The organism is Candidatus Tiamatella incendiivivens (assembly GCA_015522635.1).
Classification (GTDB): Archaea; Thermoproteota; Thermoprotei_A; order Sulfolobales; family Acidilobaceae; genus Tiamatella; species Tiamatella incendiivivens.
In genome coordinates this window covers 1-17,145 of record WALW01000021.1, presented here as the reverse complement: position 1 = coordinate 17,145, position 17,145 = coordinate 1, and the positions used below count along the sequence as shown (strand labels likewise).

Below are 17,145 nucleotides of genomic sequence, written 5' to 3'. Positions count from 1 at the left end.
AGAACTCTAGCGTGAGATCCAGCACCTCCTTTTATTTTAAGCTGGGCAATAACCGCGTTTAATACTGGGTTACTAAGCTCGGAAGGTATATTAGGTTTTCAATTATTAATTATTCACCTCACCTGACCCGAAAGTAATTTATGAAACGGATTGTCGTAAAAAGAAGGTGGTTAAAATTGTTTTCTCCATAAGATTAATGCCGCTGCTATTGATGCTATTGATACTGTTATGAGGATAATGCCGCTACTTCCTAGAGTATTATGTGAATGATTTACAAGTTCTCCTCCTACATTCACTGCAGGATGTACATTAACAACCACGGGGTAGAATAGTTGGTTGTTAACCGGGTTGGATTCGCCTGAACCAGTTGTTGCAGTAACCCATAATGCATAGGGACTGTAGTGTGGGAGATTAGTAGTATCCCACATTATTCTAACGTTCTTCTCTTCTCCAGCGTTGACTGACACGTTAGCTGATCCTACCTTGTGTAGTGGGGTGTCAATAACATAAGACGTGTATTGAGGCAACATGTATCCCGCGGTTATCTCCATGCCTATTGGTTGGAAATAGAGTCCAGTGAACCCATCACCGTCAAGTTTAGTATATGTGATATTCCCTAGGGATACAACTATATCCCCATTGCGGTATAATATTATCTGGAATTGCACAGGAGCATGGACGTCATCCTCGTCCTCATAGGTTGTTCCATTAAATGCTATTACTATTTTATCTCCCATATTGAAGACGCTGGCAAAAGAGTTCGATGACTCATATAAATCACCGGAGTACGCGAATAGTGTAGTTACACCTGAACCATATGTTTCTTCCGATGGATTTGTCCTATGATACCCCCATACATGGACGCTATAACTGTATTGTAAGGATGACTGGTTGGTAGATAGTAGTTCAATGTAGCCGTTGGTTGTTATACTTATATACGTGTAGTTGTAGCCGAAAACTTTGATAGGCCACGGTAATTTATACACGAAGTAACCGTCATCCTCGTCCAGAAGTGTATAGTTTCCGTAGTCTGTAAGAATATCTCCATAACTAACCGTAGTAGCACTGTTTGGATCGACATGTATCCAAGTGAATGCTGTCTTCTCGAAAACCGGTGGTTCACTCCAGTAAAGCGTGACGTTTATGTTCCCGGAATCTGCGAATGATGGGTTATTTAATGTTGCAGTTACGGGAACAACTCCAGTTACCGTGGATGATGGTATAGTTACATTGGTAACATCCACGTCGTATAGTGGAGCGGTTAGCGGTGAATTATCAGAGTTTCCATTGAAACCGTATGTTGTTCCGTTTAGGTCACTCCAGTAATTGTTGCTCCATTCACCAACACTATTAGTATCATATGCTTGAGGTGAATTATTGTTCTCCCAGAAAACATTATGATTAACATATATATTCGTATACGAGGTATCGATGCCAACTCCATATCCATCATTCATAGCTATCTGATTGTACGTTATATTTACATTCCCTGTATAAGATCCTACGTAGACCCCGCCATTACTATCGTTTGCTATGTAACTGTTTTTCAGGTACACGTCCTGGGTATGGCGACCACTATAATCACTATATATATACACTCCATATAATCCGTTGTATGATGCATTACATGATACAATGTAAACAGTATCTGAGCGTTTTACTAAGAATCCGTGCTGGTCGTTGTTTGTTGACTCTGTGTTTAATACCAAGACATCCCCAGAACTGTATATTGATACACCGCTGTATGCATTACTATTAGTGACTCTCGAGTTGACTATTGCTACTTCACCAGCACTGGATAGATCAAAACCAGCGTAATGAGTGTTGGAAACAGTGACATTATTGATGTAGACCCCATAGGTATTATATATGCCTACACCAGCATCTAGTGTACCTGAACCGTTTATATATGAGTTCGATATAATTATGCCATAATCATCATATATATCTATTCCAACACTAGCGGAATTGTTAATTTTCACATTATCAATGATTACGCCGCCATAATAGTATACATTATCTATTTCTATACCGTAGTCAGTGTCCTCAATCGTAGCTTTTTTAATGACAATGCCTGCATAGGCGTATTTATCGCCTAAGCTTGTTACGTCATTGACGTAAATGCCATTCTCAAATCCCTTGATTCTTATGTTCTCGATTGTAACATTGCCCTCTATTCCATCTATTTTTATGCCGTCATCGCTTCCAGACCCTATTATCGTGTGTCCATTGCCGATTATCGTGACGTTTTCCACTGTTACGTTTATTCCGTATGTGCTGGTTGTGAGGTCTGATTCTAGTATGTAGGTTCCAGGTGTGGTTATATCGTAGGGTAGTGATGTTATGACTGTTGGTCCCTGGGCTACAGTATTTAGTTTGGTTAACGGTACGCCAGGTAGTATGCTGATGAGTAGTATTGCTAATGCAAGGATGGCTATTGTTTTTTCGAATGTTTTATACACTATATCCACCATGAAATATTTTAGATATTGTTTGAACCATTATTACAATGTTATATTTAAGTATTAGGTTTCAATATACACCTATATTTTGGTTATCTATCTTTAAATTAGATATTGAATAGCATAGAATAATTATACACATGTTATAATCCAAATATAACAAATACGGCGGATAACATGCCAGCTAAATAGCATAATTAAGTAATAGTTTTTGGGGAAAACCTGGTTATTAACAGACTCTCTAAATCCATATCGAGTCTCTTGCCATCCTCCAAGGTGATAATTATTACATCTATAAGCCATCAGAAATTGTCAACTTAACCGAATGCTGTCTGAAAAAGTATATGCATTATTGTTTCTGAGCCTATTATCGCAGTTAATGAATAAGTAAAGCATGCTAAAGGCACTCAACATTACCCATGGCTTCATCATACTTCCTCAACAAATCCTCGACCTGGTCCCTCAGCAAATAATGTTTCTCCACAACCTCCCTGGAAGCGTGGCCCATGAGAACCTGTAACTCCAAAGTACTCGAATGATGAGACATATGCTCAGCGAACCTCTTACGCAACTGCTTCAACTGAAACCTATACCCTAACACCCGGTCCATTGCACTATAGAGTTCCAAACGCAATCGCTTAGGCTTGTAGGGAAACATCTTACTGCTCCTCCTACCCAAAACTGAGAGATAATCATTCCTATATCTAAGATAGTCCTCCATCTCCCTAGCCAGTTTCCTCGTAACAAAGCTAAAGTATACCCTCTTACTATGCCGGGATCTCCATAGCCAGATGGTTCTATCTCTAACATTCTCTAGCCTCAGATCATATACAGTCTGTATACGTATACCAGTAGATGCAGCCGTTAATAACAGCATTCTCGGGGGACTAGCATATGGCAGGTTCTCGGCTAGAAGGCAGATATCATGCCATGTGGGCGCCTTCGGGGAAGACCACTCTATTCTAGGCCTAGGAACACTGTCCGCCAGCTCCTTGTCCTGTATTATCTCCTTGACGAATAACTTCAAAGCTTTGTACAAGTGATCAGCCACACCGGGCCACCTAGCCTGATACCTCCTTATCAGCCTCCGTAAACCTCGTTTGGTTAAGGTGTAATTAAGCTCTCTCAAAGCGAGCTGTAGATACCTCATCCTGTCATTAGCAGTCTTCCTAGCCAGATCACCGGACACAACCTAGCCTCCAAATACTCCCCAAACTCCCTCATACTACCACTAGTAACGATAACGGCCTTACCTGTCAAGCTATCATAAAGTCTCAGTAATAGCATCCTTCGAACAGGCTGGGGAATAGTATCCGGATCCAGTGAAACCATCGGCAACCCACTGTAAATTAAAGGGAAAGAAGAGATAACTGGAAGTAATTCGGTGTCAATCACTTAGAGGCATACAAAGTTTTGTTAACCTTCGTTATTGACCTCTTAGTCCCGTTTATTTTTCCTCTTGGCGTATTGGTTTCATAACGGTCTTACCCTGGCATCCATGATAAATATAAATATGATAACCATGTATATGATAATCATGGTTATGTTAAATGTTGTTCGTTGACAGAGACAAGGAACTGCAAGCTTTGGAGAGGGATATCTCCAGTCCAGGGCTAAGTATGACCATATTATATGGTCGTAGGAGGATAGGTAAGACTTGGATTCTCAGGAAATTAATGGCCAACCATCCCGGTAGCCTATATTTCTTCGTCCCAGAAGGACCGCCTCAAGCACTATTCAATATGCTACAAGAGAAACTAGAGGAGAAATGTGGAGCAATCAAAGCTAGAAGCTGGATTAAACTAATAGAGGAATTCGATAAATGCTCACAAGATCGAGAAACAAGCATATTGCTAATCGACGAGTTCCAGAGGCTTGGCGCTGGATTCATATCCGCACTACAATACTATTATGATACAAGTAGTGGTAAACCCGTCAAAATAGTCTTAGCGGGAAGCAGTGCCAGCGTCGTAGATAAGCTAGCTGGGCCGCTAGGCCCCCTCTATGGGAGGGCTAGGCTCGTGCAGTTGAAGGGATTCGGATTCCTGGAATCGTATGTTTACCTGGCAAAGAAACTGAATACTACACCTTTGGAAGCATTTAGACTATACAGCATACTTGGAGGATCACCCTATAACCTGTCCCTTGCCTCTACTAAAGATTGGATAACAATTGCCAGAAAGGAGATACACAGCATATTCGGGAGACTTTACGAGGAGCCCTTACACATACTTAACAGCGAGACACGAGAACCCGGAGTCTACCTGGGAATACTTGAGGCAGCCTCAGGCCACGGTTCAAGCTACTCAAAGCTTGCCTCAATAACAGGTAAAACAAGCCTCAAACGCTATATAGAAACACTAACAAGCCTCGGAGTCCTCCGCAAAACAACTCCATACGGGCATAATCCGGTGAAAACAAGAAACACATGGTACCACGTCTCAGACCCATACTGGGACTACTGGCTAAAAACGATTTATCCGAGGAGGATGGAGGGAGAGCTAACGGGAGAAATACCGGTTAACGAGGAACTAGCGGAGGAACACTTCTCCATATGGTTCGAGAGAACAGTGAGAGAACTACTGACAATACTATACGACACTCACGTAAAGCCTTGGTGGAGGAAAGACGTCGAAATAGACGCAGTAGTAAAAGGTAGAACAGGAATCATAGCATACGAAATTAAATACAAAAAGCTCGCTAACCGAGAAGTAGAGAAGATCTTACAAACACTCAGGATAAAAGCAGCGAAAATAGGTGAGCCCATAGAAGCACTAGGAGTAATCTCCCTGGACACGCCTAAGCCTGGTGGAATACAAGCAGAAACGTATAGCTTCAACGAACTATTAGAAAAAGCATTAATAAAGAAGCAAATAAGAACAGAGGAAATATAGTATATCTCAGCCTCCAATTTAAAGCAGGAATTTTAAACTGAGACTCTAGTTATGAGATTAAGGATAAGTAGGAGGGGCTTCAATAAACTCTTCAAGTCACATAGGGTGAAAAAAGCTATTTCAAATGGCACATTAAGAATCCTGGAAAAGTACTCGCAAAAAGTGGATAAGGATGTAACCACCGAGCTCTTGACAGAGAGGAGGTTCTTACCCTCAACTCCTGTCAAAGCTTGGAAGTCAACAGAACGTATCTGAACCTTCTATTTGAGAGTTTATTGTTAACCGTTTTTATTATATATTTTGTTACCGTTAGAGTATTATACTCTAAGTGTATAATTATTCCAGTGGGATCGGTAATGGATCCTGCCCGTTTCATTGATAGACAAACAGAACTTGGTTTACTGGAAGATCTTTGGAGCAAGGGTAGAGGTTTGGGAGTTGTATACGGGAGAAGGAGGATTGGTAAAACTAGACTTCTCCTCCGGTGGATATATAGAAAGCCTCATGTTTACTATCAGGCCGGACTGTATTCCCATGAACTCAATCTTCAGGAGTTGGCAAAGGCTTTCGAGGAATATTTAGGTCTAGAGGGTTTCTCAAAAGTGAAGTTCTCTAGCTTGGATGTTCTACTTGAGCATGCATTGCGCATGTGGAATGATAAGCTTATCGTTGTTATTGACGAGGTTACATATTGGGCTCGATCGTACCCTGGTATCGCATCGGAGCTACAGAAGTTTGTAGACCATGTACTGCCGAAGCACCCGGCTATTCTCGTACTTACTGGTAGTATTATCGGTGTCGTAATAAGGGATCTCGCAGGAGGTGGTTCCCCGTTATTTGGGAGGGCAAACCTACGAGTTAGGCTGAAAGAACTCTCACCGTGGTGTCTACCGTACTTCTTGCCAGGATATAATAGTAGTGAACTCGTTGAGACCTATTCACTGGTAGGTGGAATTCCATACTATCTAGTAGAGTGGCCTGACAGTCAAGAACCTCTCAAAGCTTATCTCCACATGTTCGCGCCGGGAGGACTGTTGGAAGATGAGCCGCTTATGATTTTACGTGAGGAAGTAAGGAATCCATCGCCCTATCTTTCGATAATCAAAGCTGTCGCCGAGGGGAGGAGAAGCCTGGGGGAAGTCAGTAGTTACACTGGGCTGCCTTTGGGACATGTAAGCAGGTACTTGTCCAGTCTCATACAGCTAGGCTTGGTTGACTATGAGCCACTAGTACCTAGGAGAAGGAAGCGTCGGCTATTGATGATCAACGATAGGCTCTTGAAGTCGTATTATAGTATAGTCGAACCATACCGCCACATATTATCCTCAGGGGAACCCGGGGAAATCCCTGGATCTCTGAAAGCCAAATACATAAATGTTATTGCAGACGGCTGGGAGAGACTGGCATCGTATCATTCCCTAGCAAGCTTAACTAAACAGGTAGGTATAACAGTTTCTGAAGCCGGTAGACTGCTATTCAAAGGTGATGAAGTAGACTACGTTATTGTAGACCATGATAACCGAAGAATCCTAGCCGTAGAGGCTAAGTGGAGATCCCTGACAAGTAGAGAAGTACGGAGTATCACTAGGGAGGTTAAAGCCAAGGTACACAAGGTATTCCCCGGTTACGATGTGACAGTTGCTATATATACACGAGCAGCCCGCAATACCGAACATCACGATGCAATAATAGTTAAACCAGAAGACCTCCCCTGGAAAAAAGATTGCCCCTAAGAAGCTTCAAAGAGACTCTTGAAAAACTCTTCAAATCCCTTGACAAATCAGCTAACCCTGTCACACTACAGTAGAAGTATCCCTATCATCAAAAGTGACGCCTCGAAATGTAGGGCAAAGTCTAGTGGAGTGTGGGCCCGCGAGGACCTGAACCCCTGACCTCCGCCGTGTGAGAACATAATTAAATTCATATGCTAGCATTGCCGAATAAGCATTCACTCCAAAATGAATATCAGTTAGGAGATATCAATATGATGTTAAACACCATCACATATGCATGTAGTAAGTGAGTATGATACGCTATTTGAAGAGTTTCCTATACAGTTTTTCTCGGATGGTTTCTAACGACTCGCCCTTCAGTAACTTGTCGACAGCCTCTGTATCAAGTGCCACATATCTTCCCGGTTTGAAGGAGGCCTGTAGTAAACCTCTATCCTCAGTCCATATAGGGAGGTCCAGCTTAAGCGAGAGTGCTATAAACGGTGTATCCTTCGCATCAAAGATCCTTGCAATAGAGTATGCTTCCCGTAAAGCTTCCTTATATACCTCTCTAGGGATAATTCTGATTAATGAAAAAGCTAACAGAACCTTATTCCAGAATTCTACACGAGCACTCTTCTTGAGCTTCCTTGTATGCTCTCGGAACTCTATTAAAACTTCCTCGGGAGAGAATAATTTCAGGTCTCGGTGCTCCGAGATAATCCTATAAACTCGGGCTCTTCTACCAGCAACTACTATTGAGAATATAATATTACTGTCAACGATAAATGCTAGATTATACCCTTCTCCATATATTCTCTCTCTATTTTCTTCCATACCTCATCACGAGTCCTCTCGAACTCCTCTAGAGCTCTCTCAAAATCGATCTCGACTCCCTCGGATAGAGACTCTATAACAATATCTCGAAATATTTTTCTCGATAATCCCTCTGCTATCCATCGCGCAATCTCTGATTCCTTCACTTCGTCAGGCACAATAACTTTTACAACTCGAGGCAATTCCTATACCCCCCGAGTAATCCATTATGCATAACTCCCCTTATACCTTACGTTATTCCTGTACTCTAACAGGGCAGCTAAGGCTTTCAAGGATTCTTTTGGCAGGAATCAGCATGCTTTCTGAGCTGCTTTAGAGTTTTCTTTCGTGCAGTTAAAAGGCTCTATAAGCGGTGGGCCGCGGGGACTTGAACCCCGGATCTCCATGGTATTACAGAGTAAGCTTGCCTCAATTAATAAGGGGTAAAAGATTAATTTAATTTATTAGGGAGTGAAAAATGGCTGAAGCTACAAAGAGAATAACGATAGATCCGAAGGTTATGGGCGGGGAACCAGTAATTAAAGGCACTCGGATTCCAGTATACTTTATACTCGAACTATTCCCCAACGGGTGGAGCATTGAGGATACGATAAGAGAATACCCGCGCCTAACAAAAGAGGATGTCCTGGCATCCATAGAGTATGCCACGAAAAACTAGTACTATTATATGAGTTTAATTCATTCCTAGGTGATCATTAAATGATAAAGTCAAAGGAAAATGATCTCATTAACGATATCGTTCACCCTGAAGTTATAGACATAGCAAACATACTTCATAAGACCGGTCTAAATGTTTTTGTGATAGGTGCCCGAAGCCTGATAATATTGGGCATTGACATAGGTCGAGAAACAAAAGACTGGGATTTGGTTGTTGATAAAGTATTCACCACAGAACTTAGAGATAAACTGACTGGAATCCTGAGGAAATCAGGTTATAAAGTTCAATGGAGGAAATGGGGTCTACTCCTTGAAAATGATATACACGTTGACATAAATTATGCTCCGCTAACCTTAGACGAAGAATTCATTAAACGGAGCATTAGAATTGGGGTAAATCTCAGAGTCCCAAGCCTTGAAGACCTAGTGATTCTCAAACTTATGTCAGGAGAAAGAAAAGACATCGCAGATCTAAAGAAGATATTATTACAATCATGGAATAGTCTAGACAAAGAATATCTAGACAACCGGCTAATCCAAACAGGGTTAGAAAGAGAGTTCGAAAAAATACTAAAGAGGATGAAACTAAAATGACAACCAATAGAAACCTTAGAATAGTAAGACTTGTACCCGGATTAGGACTACCAGAATACATGGCCTTCCTATTTAAACAATGCGAACCCGTAGGATATACTAGAAAAGCAATAGAAGCAGGACACCTATTGAAAATAAGCTATCACCCACCATACCTGGAGCTAAAATGCTCTAATATACGCAGGATAATTGAAGAGGCCAAGAAAAAGCATCTCAGAATCTACAAGGGAAGAAAACATGTCACCATCACAGACGGAGTATATCAAGCCCGGATATATATGCCTAATACAGAATAATTTATTCAAACAACGACTAGTATAACACTCTCTTCCAAATTCCTTCGATCTTTGATAGTTCATAGTTGTTCTATGGGACTGTATTGTTTAAGCCCTGTAAAACCTTTAAGATTCCAAGTTCTATTGGTATATACGGTGGAAGGTTTCCTGAACCGGGATTCCAGTATAAGGTTGAGGATAAGTAGGAGGGGCTTCAATAAACTCTTCAAGTCACATAGGGTGAAAAAAGCTATTTCAAACGGCACATTAAGAATCCTGGAAAAGTACTCGCAAAAAGTGGATAAGGATGCACTTACCGAGTTCCTGACTGAGAGGAGGTATCTTCTGTGAACAATAGTCAATACATAATTATAGTATTAGGAATCTAATTTCTAGTTTTGCTCCTTCATTATATGACTTATATGCTATATCAAAGTCTATTTCTAAAAGGGTGTGCTTATCTATTGAAAATTGCTTATTCCAGGCATGCCGAACTCAGGGTTAGTATAAGAGAAATCGGGGAAAACGAGGTTGCTGAGGTACTTTCTAACCCGGTTAATGTCTATTATGATATTGTTACAGATACTTTAATATCTGTGGGCAAGAGAACGGGGAGGAAGGATCATTGGCTCATAGTGGTTTACAAAAAGAAAAACGATACATACCGGATAGTTACAGTTATAGACACTAAAAACATAGATAGAATAGTGGAAAAGAAAACAATAAGCGGAAGGTGGATCCCAGTATGGTAAAGAAAGTTCACTATGATCCTGAGGCCGACATATTATACATAATAACCAAGGAAGGACCTGTCGAGGATACATTACCAGCCGACGATGACATATATATAGAATTAGACAAGAATGGAAACATAATTGGAATCGAAATATGGAAGGCTTCTACTAACATACTAGAAAACATAACAAACACAATATCTAAAAAACTCAAAAAACAGATTCAAATAACCAAATAATGAATGTCTCCTTGACTATATTTCGAAAAGCTCTCCAGCATCTTCACCCTCCCTTAAGAGCCTGAGGTAAGAATAAAGCTTCTCGATGTCAACACTTCAACTTCCATGATCTTTATCTAGACTTTCCTACCTTCAAGCTCGGTCAAAGGCTTTAGCGGAATAATCACAATACTCTTAACAAAACCTCTATCTCAGGCATATTCAATACACAAAGTGCTATTCTATTTATTCTAGGCAACGCCATAGAAGAGGATATAACATACTTTTAGTTTGGTTTTTGGTGGGCCCGCGGGGACTTGAACCCTCGGCATCCACCTGTGGAGAGCGTGTATTCGGGTGGAAGCGGTTTCCTTAGGATCTATGTGATTGTAGTATACTAGAATAGGTTTTGTTTGTTCTATTAGTGTTCTCCTCAAATTTATACCTAGATTATACTTTCATCTGCATAATATAGTAGACCCAGGCAAGTATGGTATAGTGTCTATACGTAGTCCGAGGAGAGCTGGTTAAACGACACTCCTAAAACTATTAACAAGGCATCCCATCTCTAATGAATGGATTGAATTGTTATTTCTAGGAACAGGATTCTCGTGTTTTGCGGGTTCTAATACTCGCTGGATCTCTGTGTAGTTTGTTTCCTTCTCTGCTAGAATGGTTCTTGGTTAAGGTTCAAGTATATGTATTGTTGTCCTTTTTTTCTCATAGTATATTTTATAGGGTTTGAATAGGTATAGTTATTTTTGTAGGGGGCAAAGAGATGTCTTTGAATGTGAACGAGGAGACTTTGAGGAGTATTATTAGAGAGGAGGTTAGGAAGGCTGTTCTGGAGGCTTTATTGGAAATGGTTCCTGTAGTAGATGATGTGGAGCAGGCTGAAATAGATAAGAAAGCTGGGTCTCCCGAGGAATATGAGGAGGAAGATTTTGTGGAATGGAGTGGAAGTTAAGGATCAGTAAGAAGGCTTTAAAGTTCATTGAGAATTTACCCGGATACCAGAAGAAAAGGGTTCTTACCGAGATTAATGTTTTACTGGAGAACCTGAATAAAGGGTCAATTCCTATTCACTCCATGGATATTAAACGGCTTAAAGGTAAGTGGTCCGGATTTCTCAGGCTTAGGATCGGTGATTTGAGGGTTATTTTCCGGTTGGACATTGAGAAGATGGAGGTAATCATTTACCATATCCACCATAGAGGTAGGGTGTACAAGTAATTTAGGAGTGCTGGATACACCGTTATTTTTTCTCAGTCCGCCCCCGGTGTTTCTACTAGGCCTATTTTCATGATGCGTCTGTGAATTACCATTGACGCTATTACTCCTGCCCCAATGGTTAGTAACACTAACGTGACGCCCAGTGCTACTCCAGTAAAAACCTGCTAGCTCTACCTGCCACCCATGATTAGCTTGGCCCGCATTGCCTCGGAGGCTATTATTGATGTTATCTTATTTCAGCTCTGCTATTAGTTGCCGGGCTCCCCCTTCAGGGTTTACTACTGGCTTGTATTTCAACTTGTAGCAATACGTATACAAACCACCATACGTTTGGCTGTTTTTCGCTGGTGTAAACAACCGTATAACAGATTGATTTCAGGTTTGTGTTATAAATTGTTTTTGTTATTGGTTTTAGAAGGAATTATACTGGTGTTTGGTGGGCCCGCGGGGACTTGAACCCCGGACCTCCGCCGTGTCAGGGCGGCGTCCTAACCAGGCTAGACGACGGGCCCAACCTCAGTGCTGAGGTTTCGGTCGTTTCTATCGTATTGTTCGCCTAGGGGGTTTATTACTCTAATCCCTCCCCTCACCATATCAACAGGTAAATGAGTATAATCCAGGTCATCGAACATATATTAGCGTGCCCGGCAGGCACTACATCACATTCTTACTTCTATTCTCCGAGCCCTTCATGAGCGGAGACCTGCATCCTGTATGGAATTTATCAGAGACAGTCAGGAACCATATAAAAGGTATATGCGTGGCGGGCCAGCCTAAATCTGAACCCCCCTGAGGACCCTCACAGCTTCGAAACCTAGAGATGTATAAACTATGTTTCTAGAAGAACCTATAAACTGCAAGCATCATGCATAGATGATTATCATAGAAACTACCAGCAATGATAATCTGGAATCTTCATCCACTATTCATGTACCAGTAAAAGCATATTGGGTTGAAATGCTATAGTAATTCTCGGGGTGTTCAAAGGATTGTCCAAAGTTGTTAAAGCGGTGTATAGGAATGGTGTGCTGAAGCTCTTAGAACCCGTTGACCTTGAGGAGGGTGAGGAAGTTCAGATAATTATAAGTCCAAGAGGATCGATTGCCGACAGGTTCTATGGTATCGCAAGAAAACACAGGGCGGACATTAGCAAGGAGGAGTTCATAGAGGTTCTCGAGGAGATAGAAGATGAGGATCTTCGTGGACACCAGCATTATACTAGCGTTCCTCGCGGGCCAAGATAATAGATCCCGGGAACTCGTAAAGGAGGTTGAAAAACGCGAAATCGATGGATACATTAATCCCCTAGTAGTTGACGAAGTCATATATGGTTATCTACGGCTCACAACAGGACTCAGCTCGAGGAGAATAAGGAAGCTATTGGCGAAGAGGGATAAGAGGCCCGTAGGCCTAGTCAAAAATGATGTCTGGCCCGTGTTAAAGCTCTTCACAACACTACCACTAAAGGGAGAGCCAGGGGAGATAATCCGGTTCATGGAAGAATATGGCCTAATGCCCGCAGACGCAATAATAACATTAACATGCAAGCAACACGAGATAACCACCATAGCAACACTAGACAAGGACTTCAAGAGAGTTCCATGGATCAAAGTAGTTCCATAATCTGATAGAGGCTGATGGGGGAATTATTGTGCAGGAACATCATCGACTTAGCTTGAGCCATCCCCACTCTTAGTTGAAAACAGGAGTCACATACTCCACCCTGGAGAGTGTAGGCTTATAGAGAAGTTTATATGCGTGGCGGGCCAGCCTAAATCTGAACCCCCCTGAGGACCCTCACAGCTTCGAAGATCGGCGCCCTGTCTAGGCTGAGGACTGCTTTGTCTATGCTGTATGTTGCTAAGATCGGTGTGCCCAGGCTCCGACCGCGCTTAGGTGGCGTCCTAACAAGGCTAGACTGCTAGTCTGCCTACATGCTGAGGTGTTAGTGATTTCCACGGTGTTGAAACTATCTGGCATCTTATCCTTATATTGTTAGGCTTAGGGGTTTACTATAATCCCTTCCACTCCAGGCGGTGAGTTTACCGTATTAGCGTTCTTGTTAATACTTTTTAAACAATCTACCATCAGTCTGCGAATAATCCAATCTGCATTATAAGGATAAGATGCCAATTAGTTTCAACATGCATCTCCTGAAGGAGTAGTGTTCTGCTTATCCTTTAGATCATACCTATGATCACATACCTGGATCATAAGGGTTACACTCTAATATCCCATTGGTGTAATAGTTCGATTTCAAGACAATTAACAGGGTGTGAGGTACGGATAAGACAACCTGCCTGTATGATCTATTTATTAGACGTGCACCATACCGTGTAAACCTTCCCGGATGATGGTGTTGCTCAGCCTATTAAGGTTCTACGGTTCTAGGGGCATAGTGCTAGATAGGGGGTACATGCAGTACCTATGGGATACTAGTGGGAACAGGTACCTTGACGCTAACACGGGGCATGGCGTAGCTTTCCTCGGCCACTCAAACCCCCATATAGTAGAGGCAGTCGCGAAGCAGTTCAAGCTTCTAGCCTCACCGGGACTCTCTTTCCGGAGCAGGCTTGAGGAAAGGGTTCTAGAATCCCTTTCTAGAATAAGGCCAGGTAAACTGGACTCTGTCCTGTTCCTAAACACTGGAGCAGAGGCCGTTGAGGCAGCCCTTAAGCTTGCATGGGCATATACTGGGAGGAAGAAAATTGTAGCCTTCCGAAACTCTTTTCACGGTAGAACACTCGGGGCTTTAAGTGTCACATGGAACCCCCGGTATAGAAAAGGTTTCCCAGTGCTGAGTGATGTCGTGTTCTCCCCTTACAACTCGGATGCAGAGACGCTTGGGAATTATATAGAACAGGATACAGCAGCCGTAATAGTCGAGCCCGTTCAGGGTGAAGGAGGCGTTATCCCTGGATCACCAGGGTTCCTAGGGGATGTTTCTCGGTTAGCAGATGAGGCTGGTGCCCTCCTAATAGTTGACGAGATCCAATCCGGGTTCGGCAGGACAGGTCGTACATGGAGCTATACGAAATCACTGGCGGAACCCGATATTGTCCTGGCAGGCAAGTCTATTGGGGGAGGATACCCGGTCAGCCTTGTCTTCACGCGGGAGTATATAGCCTCCTCTCTAAAAGGGGGTAGGCATGGCTCTACCTTCGCTGGTAACCTGCCTGCGATGGCTGCTTTGGAGGCTGCTATTAGATTGTTCTTGGAGGAGGATGTCCCCAGTAAGACCATGGTTGCAGGTAGGGAATTGATAGGTCGGCTCAGGAGGAGGCTTAGAGGGAATAGCGCCGTTAGAGACGTTCGTGGAGAAGGGTTGATGATAGGAGTAGAGCTCAGGTATAGACCGGAGCCTGTGCTGAAGTGCCTTCAAGAGGAGAGCAGGGTACTAGCACTTAAGGCTGGAGCAACGGTTGTCAGGTTCCTTCCTCCATATATGATTACGGGTGGTGATATTGATCAGGCCGCAAGTGGAGTCGAATCCTGTGTCTCCCGGGAGTATAGCAGGTAGCCTACTGCTCAGGCTCCTCGGGAAGTACAGTCCTACGGGGATGGAGGACGAAGCTGTACAGGAGCTTGCCTCTTGGGCTGAAGAGAGGGGGCTCAAGTTTTGGATAGACAGTGCAGGAAGCGTCTTCATAGCCCCTAGAGAGGTATCGAGTATAAATGTACTGTTAGCAGGTCATATAGATACTGTCCCAGGCTGGATTGAGCCGGGAAGCGGGAACGATAGGATATGGGGTAGAGGGGCTGTCGATGCTAAAGGACCGCTGGCCAGTATGGCTACAGGGCTACTCCTCTTATCTAAGAAGCATTCCTCCTGCCCGGCTGCCGTTGCAGGGCTTGTGGGGGAGGAAGGTGACAGCAGGGGGGCGTGGAGGCTTGTTAGGGATGGATTGGTTCCTCCATTCGTGATTATAGGTGAACCCAGCGGTGGAGACAAGGTTGTAGTGGGTTATAGAGGTGGCTTCCACGTTGAGGTTGAGTGCAGGGGGAGTGGAGGGCATTCCTCTTCCCCTCATCTGGGTGATTCTGCCTTAGATAAAGCTATCAAGCTAGTAGGAGCGGTTAAAACATTGTTCAACCCTGAGGATCCCAGTGGCCCGAGTATTGCTGTGACAGGCTTTGAGGCGTGGGAAGGCTGGAACGTACTCCCCAGGAAAGCGTATTTAAGACTCGACGTTAGGGTTCCACTGGGACTAGACGATAGTGTAGTGGCGCTCGAGTTAGCCTATGTAATAAAGAGCCATGGGTGCATGGGAGTTTTCCATCCCGGGTTGAAGCCCGTTAGGGTCAGTGTAAATAGTCCCGTACCGAGATCTTTGTCTAGGAGCCTAATCCTCCACGGAGTCAAGCCGAGGCCTGTGGTTAAGCGGGGGACTAGTGACATGAACATTCTGGGATTGCACACTGAGAGTATAGCGGCTTACGGGCCTGGTGATTCCTCTATGGCTCATACCGACATGGAGGTTGTAGGTGTTGGTGAACTAGGTTTAGCGGCTGAGGTTTACGAGAGAAGTATTCTGGAGCTCTGCCGTAGGAGTACGGGTGGAAGGAGGGTTAGCATTAGAGATCTCGTTTAAGTAGCTTAGAACTATCCCGGGTATATCCACTCCCGTCACCCTCACAGTGTTCTTAAACTCGGGTACACCATTGACTTCTAGGATCAGGTAACCTCTCTCCCTATCCTCAACGATATCCACCCCAGCGAACTCCGCTTCAACCGCCCGGCAAGCCTTGAGAGTCAGGTCCTCCAATTCACTATCAATCCTAACAGGCTCTGACCTCGCCCCCCTCGCAGTATTGGTTATCCAAGATGTACTAATCCTGTATATGCCTGCTGGAACACTGTTACCAACGCAGAACGCCCTAATATCCCTACCGGGCTTCTCGATATACTCTTGTAAATAGTGTATCCTACCCTGAGGCCCCATATGCTGGCTATACTCGATTATACTCCTAAGGCTCTCCCTGTCCCTAGCTAGAGCCACAAGCCTACCCCAGCTTCCGTGGAGCGGTTTCACGACCACCGGGTATCCAATGGATTCAGCCGCGGATAGAGCTACTTCAAGGGAGAATGCTACTTTCGTCCTCGGCGTGGGGACGCCGTGTCTTTCGAGGAGGCTGTGAGTCCTGATCTTGTCGAACGTGGAGTAAAGAGAGCCGGCAGTATTAACTGTTCTCAGACCATTACTCTCGAGAGCCGATGCAGAGGCAAGTGCCCTATACTGGGAGGTTGCCCTTATAAGAGCTACACTACCCATTGCCCCCCAAGGTCTACCCACATCTAACACAGTATTGGATAAATGGAGAATGTTAATGTCAACACCCATTTCACGGGCTTTACCTATGAGCGCCTTCTCCTCCCATCTCAGTATATCGTAGGCTATGGTTATAGGCAACCTTATTCTCCCCAATCCTCCCCCACGTCTTCAGCTATCTTCAGTTTTATCTCACCATTCTCCACGACAACCTCTAGAAGGGCGCCGCATTCATGCTCTACAAGCTCCCCTGGGAGAG

General features: G+C 43.6%; 20 protein-coding genes and 1 tRNA gene. 14 read left to right on the top strand and 7 right to left on the bottom strand.

Annotated features, from left to right (window positions below; translation table 11 throughout):
• Positions 1-170: 170 nt before the first annotated feature.
• From F7B60_05635 to F7B60_05625, 3 genes are all read right to left on the bottom strand, one after another.
• The gene (locus F7B60_05635; GenBank protein MCE4614989.1) at positions 171-2,462 is read right to left on the bottom strand and encodes a right-handed parallel beta-helix repeat-containing protein; all 2,292 of its coding nucleotides are present in this window, start codon (positions 2,460-2,462) and stop codon (positions 171-173) included.
• Positions 2,463-2,859: 397 nt separating this feature from the next.
• Entirely contained in the window at positions 2,860-3,651 is a 792-nt protein-coding gene (locus tag F7B60_05630) for a tyrosine-type recombinase/integrase (GenBank protein ID MCE4614988.1), read from the bottom strand.
• Positions 3,609-3,794, bottom strand: a complete 186-nt coding sequence (locus F7B60_05625; protein MCE4614987.1) for a hypothetical protein — start codon at positions 3,792-3,794, stop codon at positions 3,609-3,611. The genes F7B60_05630 and F7B60_05625 overlap by 43 nt, the downstream gene beginning before the upstream one ends.
• Before the next feature lie 218 nt (positions 3,795-4,012).
• Here F7B60_05625 and F7B60_05620 point away from each other — a divergent pair, with 218 nt between their 5' ends.
• A complete protein-coding gene (locus tag F7B60_05620; protein ID MCE4614986.1) occupies positions 4,013-5,356 on the top strand; it encodes an ATP-binding protein in 1,344 nt (447 codons plus the stop codon).
• A 356-nt stretch (positions 5,357-5,712) separates the two neighbouring features.
• Positions 5,713-7,089 carry a helix-turn-helix domain-containing protein gene (locus F7B60_05615; protein MCE4614985.1) on the top strand — a complete coding sequence of 459 codons (1,377 nt, stop codon included), beginning with the start codon at positions 5,713-5,715 and terminating at the stop codon, positions 7,087-7,089.
• Positions 7,090-7,389: 300 nt separating this feature from the next.
• Here the strand turns inward: F7B60_05615 and F7B60_05610 are convergent, their stop codons facing one another.
• Together F7B60_05610 and F7B60_05605 are read right to left on the bottom strand one after the other, a co-directional pair.
• Entirely contained in the window at positions 7,390-7,905 is a 516-nt protein-coding gene (locus F7B60_05610) for a PIN domain-containing protein (protein MCE4614984.1), read from the bottom strand.
• Positions 7,860-8,087: a hypothetical protein gene (locus F7B60_05605; GenBank protein MCE4614983.1), complete on the bottom strand. Its 228-nt coding sequence runs from the start codon at positions 8,085-8,087 to the stop codon at positions 7,860-7,862. The genes F7B60_05610 and F7B60_05605 overlap by 46 nt, the downstream gene beginning before the upstream one ends.
• Positions 8,088-8,362: 275 nt before the next feature.
• Between F7B60_05605 and F7B60_05600 the strand changes: the two genes are divergently transcribed.
• The 8 genes from F7B60_05600 to F7B60_05565 all read left to right on the top strand — a co-directional run bounded on the left by F7B60_05600 (position 8,363) and on the right by F7B60_05565 (position 11,616).
• Positions 8,363-8,563, top strand: coding sequence for a DUF433 domain-containing protein (locus F7B60_05600; GenBank protein ID MCE4614982.1), 201 nt, complete (start codon positions 8,363-8,365; stop codon positions 8,561-8,563).
• 41 nt (positions 8,564-8,604) lie between these two features.
• Positions 8,605-9,156: a nucleotidyltransferase family protein gene (locus tag F7B60_05595; protein MCE4614981.1), complete on the top strand. Its 552-nt coding sequence runs from the start codon at positions 8,605-8,607 to the stop codon at positions 9,154-9,156.
• Positions 9,153-9,452, top strand: coding sequence for a hypothetical protein (locus F7B60_05590; GenBank protein MCE4614980.1), 300 nt, complete (start codon positions 9,153-9,155; stop codon positions 9,450-9,452). Before F7B60_05595 ends, F7B60_05590 begins: the two co-directional genes overlap by 4 nt.
• Positions 9,453-9,587: 135 nt before the next feature.
• The gene (locus tag F7B60_05585) at positions 9,588-9,782 is read left to right on the top strand and encodes a DUF2071 domain-containing protein (protein MCE4614979.1); all 195 of its coding nucleotides are present in this window, start codon (positions 9,588-9,590) and stop codon (positions 9,780-9,782) included.
• 113 nt (positions 9,783-9,895) lie between these two features.
• Positions 9,896-10,183 carry a DUF4258 domain-containing protein gene (locus F7B60_05580; protein ID MCE4614978.1) on the top strand — a complete coding sequence of 96 codons (288 nt, stop codon included), beginning with the start codon at positions 9,896-9,898 and terminating at the stop codon, positions 10,181-10,183.
• On the top strand, positions 10,177-10,404 hold the full coding sequence (locus F7B60_05575; GenBank protein ID MCE4614977.1) for a DUF2283 domain-containing protein: 228 nt from the start codon (positions 10,177-10,179) through the stop codon (positions 10,402-10,404). The genes F7B60_05580 and F7B60_05575 overlap by 7 nt, the downstream gene beginning before the upstream one ends.
• 757 nt (positions 10,405-11,161) lie before the next feature.
• Positions 11,162-11,350 carry a hypothetical protein gene (locus F7B60_05570; protein ID MCE4614976.1) on the top strand — a complete coding sequence of 63 codons (189 nt, stop codon included), beginning with the start codon at positions 11,162-11,164 and terminating at the stop codon, positions 11,348-11,350.
• Positions 11,335-11,616 carry a type II toxin-antitoxin system RelE/ParE family toxin gene (locus tag F7B60_05565; GenBank protein MCE4614975.1) on the top strand — a complete coding sequence of 94 codons (282 nt, stop codon included), beginning with the start codon at positions 11,335-11,337 and terminating at the stop codon, positions 11,614-11,616. Before F7B60_05570 ends, F7B60_05565 begins: the two co-directional genes overlap by 16 nt.
• A gap of 434 nt (positions 11,617-12,050) precedes the next feature.
• Here the strand turns inward: F7B60_05565 and F7B60_05560 are convergent.
• A tRNA-Val gene (locus tag F7B60_05560) sits at positions 12,051-12,128 on the bottom strand.
• 477 nt (positions 12,129-12,605) lie between these two features.
• On the opposite strand from F7B60_05560, the gene F7B60_05555 reads away from it, so the two are divergent.
• From F7B60_05555 to F7B60_05540, 4 genes are all read left to right on the top strand, one after another.
• Positions 12,606-12,860: an antitoxin family protein gene (locus F7B60_05555; GenBank protein MCE4614974.1), complete on the top strand. Its 255-nt coding sequence runs from the start codon at positions 12,606-12,608 to the stop codon at positions 12,858-12,860.
• A complete protein-coding gene (locus tag F7B60_05550) occupies positions 12,805-13,239 on the top strand; it encodes a PIN domain-containing protein (protein MCE4614973.1) in 435 nt (144 codons plus the stop codon). Before F7B60_05555 ends, F7B60_05550 begins: the two co-directional genes overlap by 56 nt.
• Positions 13,240-14,014: 775 nt before the next feature.
• Positions 14,015-15,136, top strand: a complete 1,122-nt coding sequence (locus F7B60_05545) for an aspartate aminotransferase family protein (protein ID MCE4614972.1) — start codon at positions 14,015-14,017, stop codon at positions 15,134-15,136.
• Positions 15,081-16,208: an N-acetyl-lysine deacetylase gene (locus F7B60_05540; GenBank protein ID MCE4614971.1), complete on the top strand. Its 1,128-nt coding sequence runs from the start codon at positions 15,081-15,083 to the stop codon at positions 16,206-16,208. Before F7B60_05545 ends, F7B60_05540 begins: the two co-directional genes overlap by 56 nt.
• Here the strand turns inward: F7B60_05540 and lysX are convergent.
• Positions 16,119-17,027: a lysine biosynthesis protein LysX gene (lysX, locus tag F7B60_05535; protein MCE4614970.1), complete on the bottom strand. Its 909-nt coding sequence runs from the start codon at positions 17,025-17,027 to the stop codon at positions 16,119-16,121. The genes F7B60_05540 and lysX overlap by 90 nt on opposite strands.
• Between the last annotated feature and the right edge of the window lie 118 nt (positions 17,028-17,145).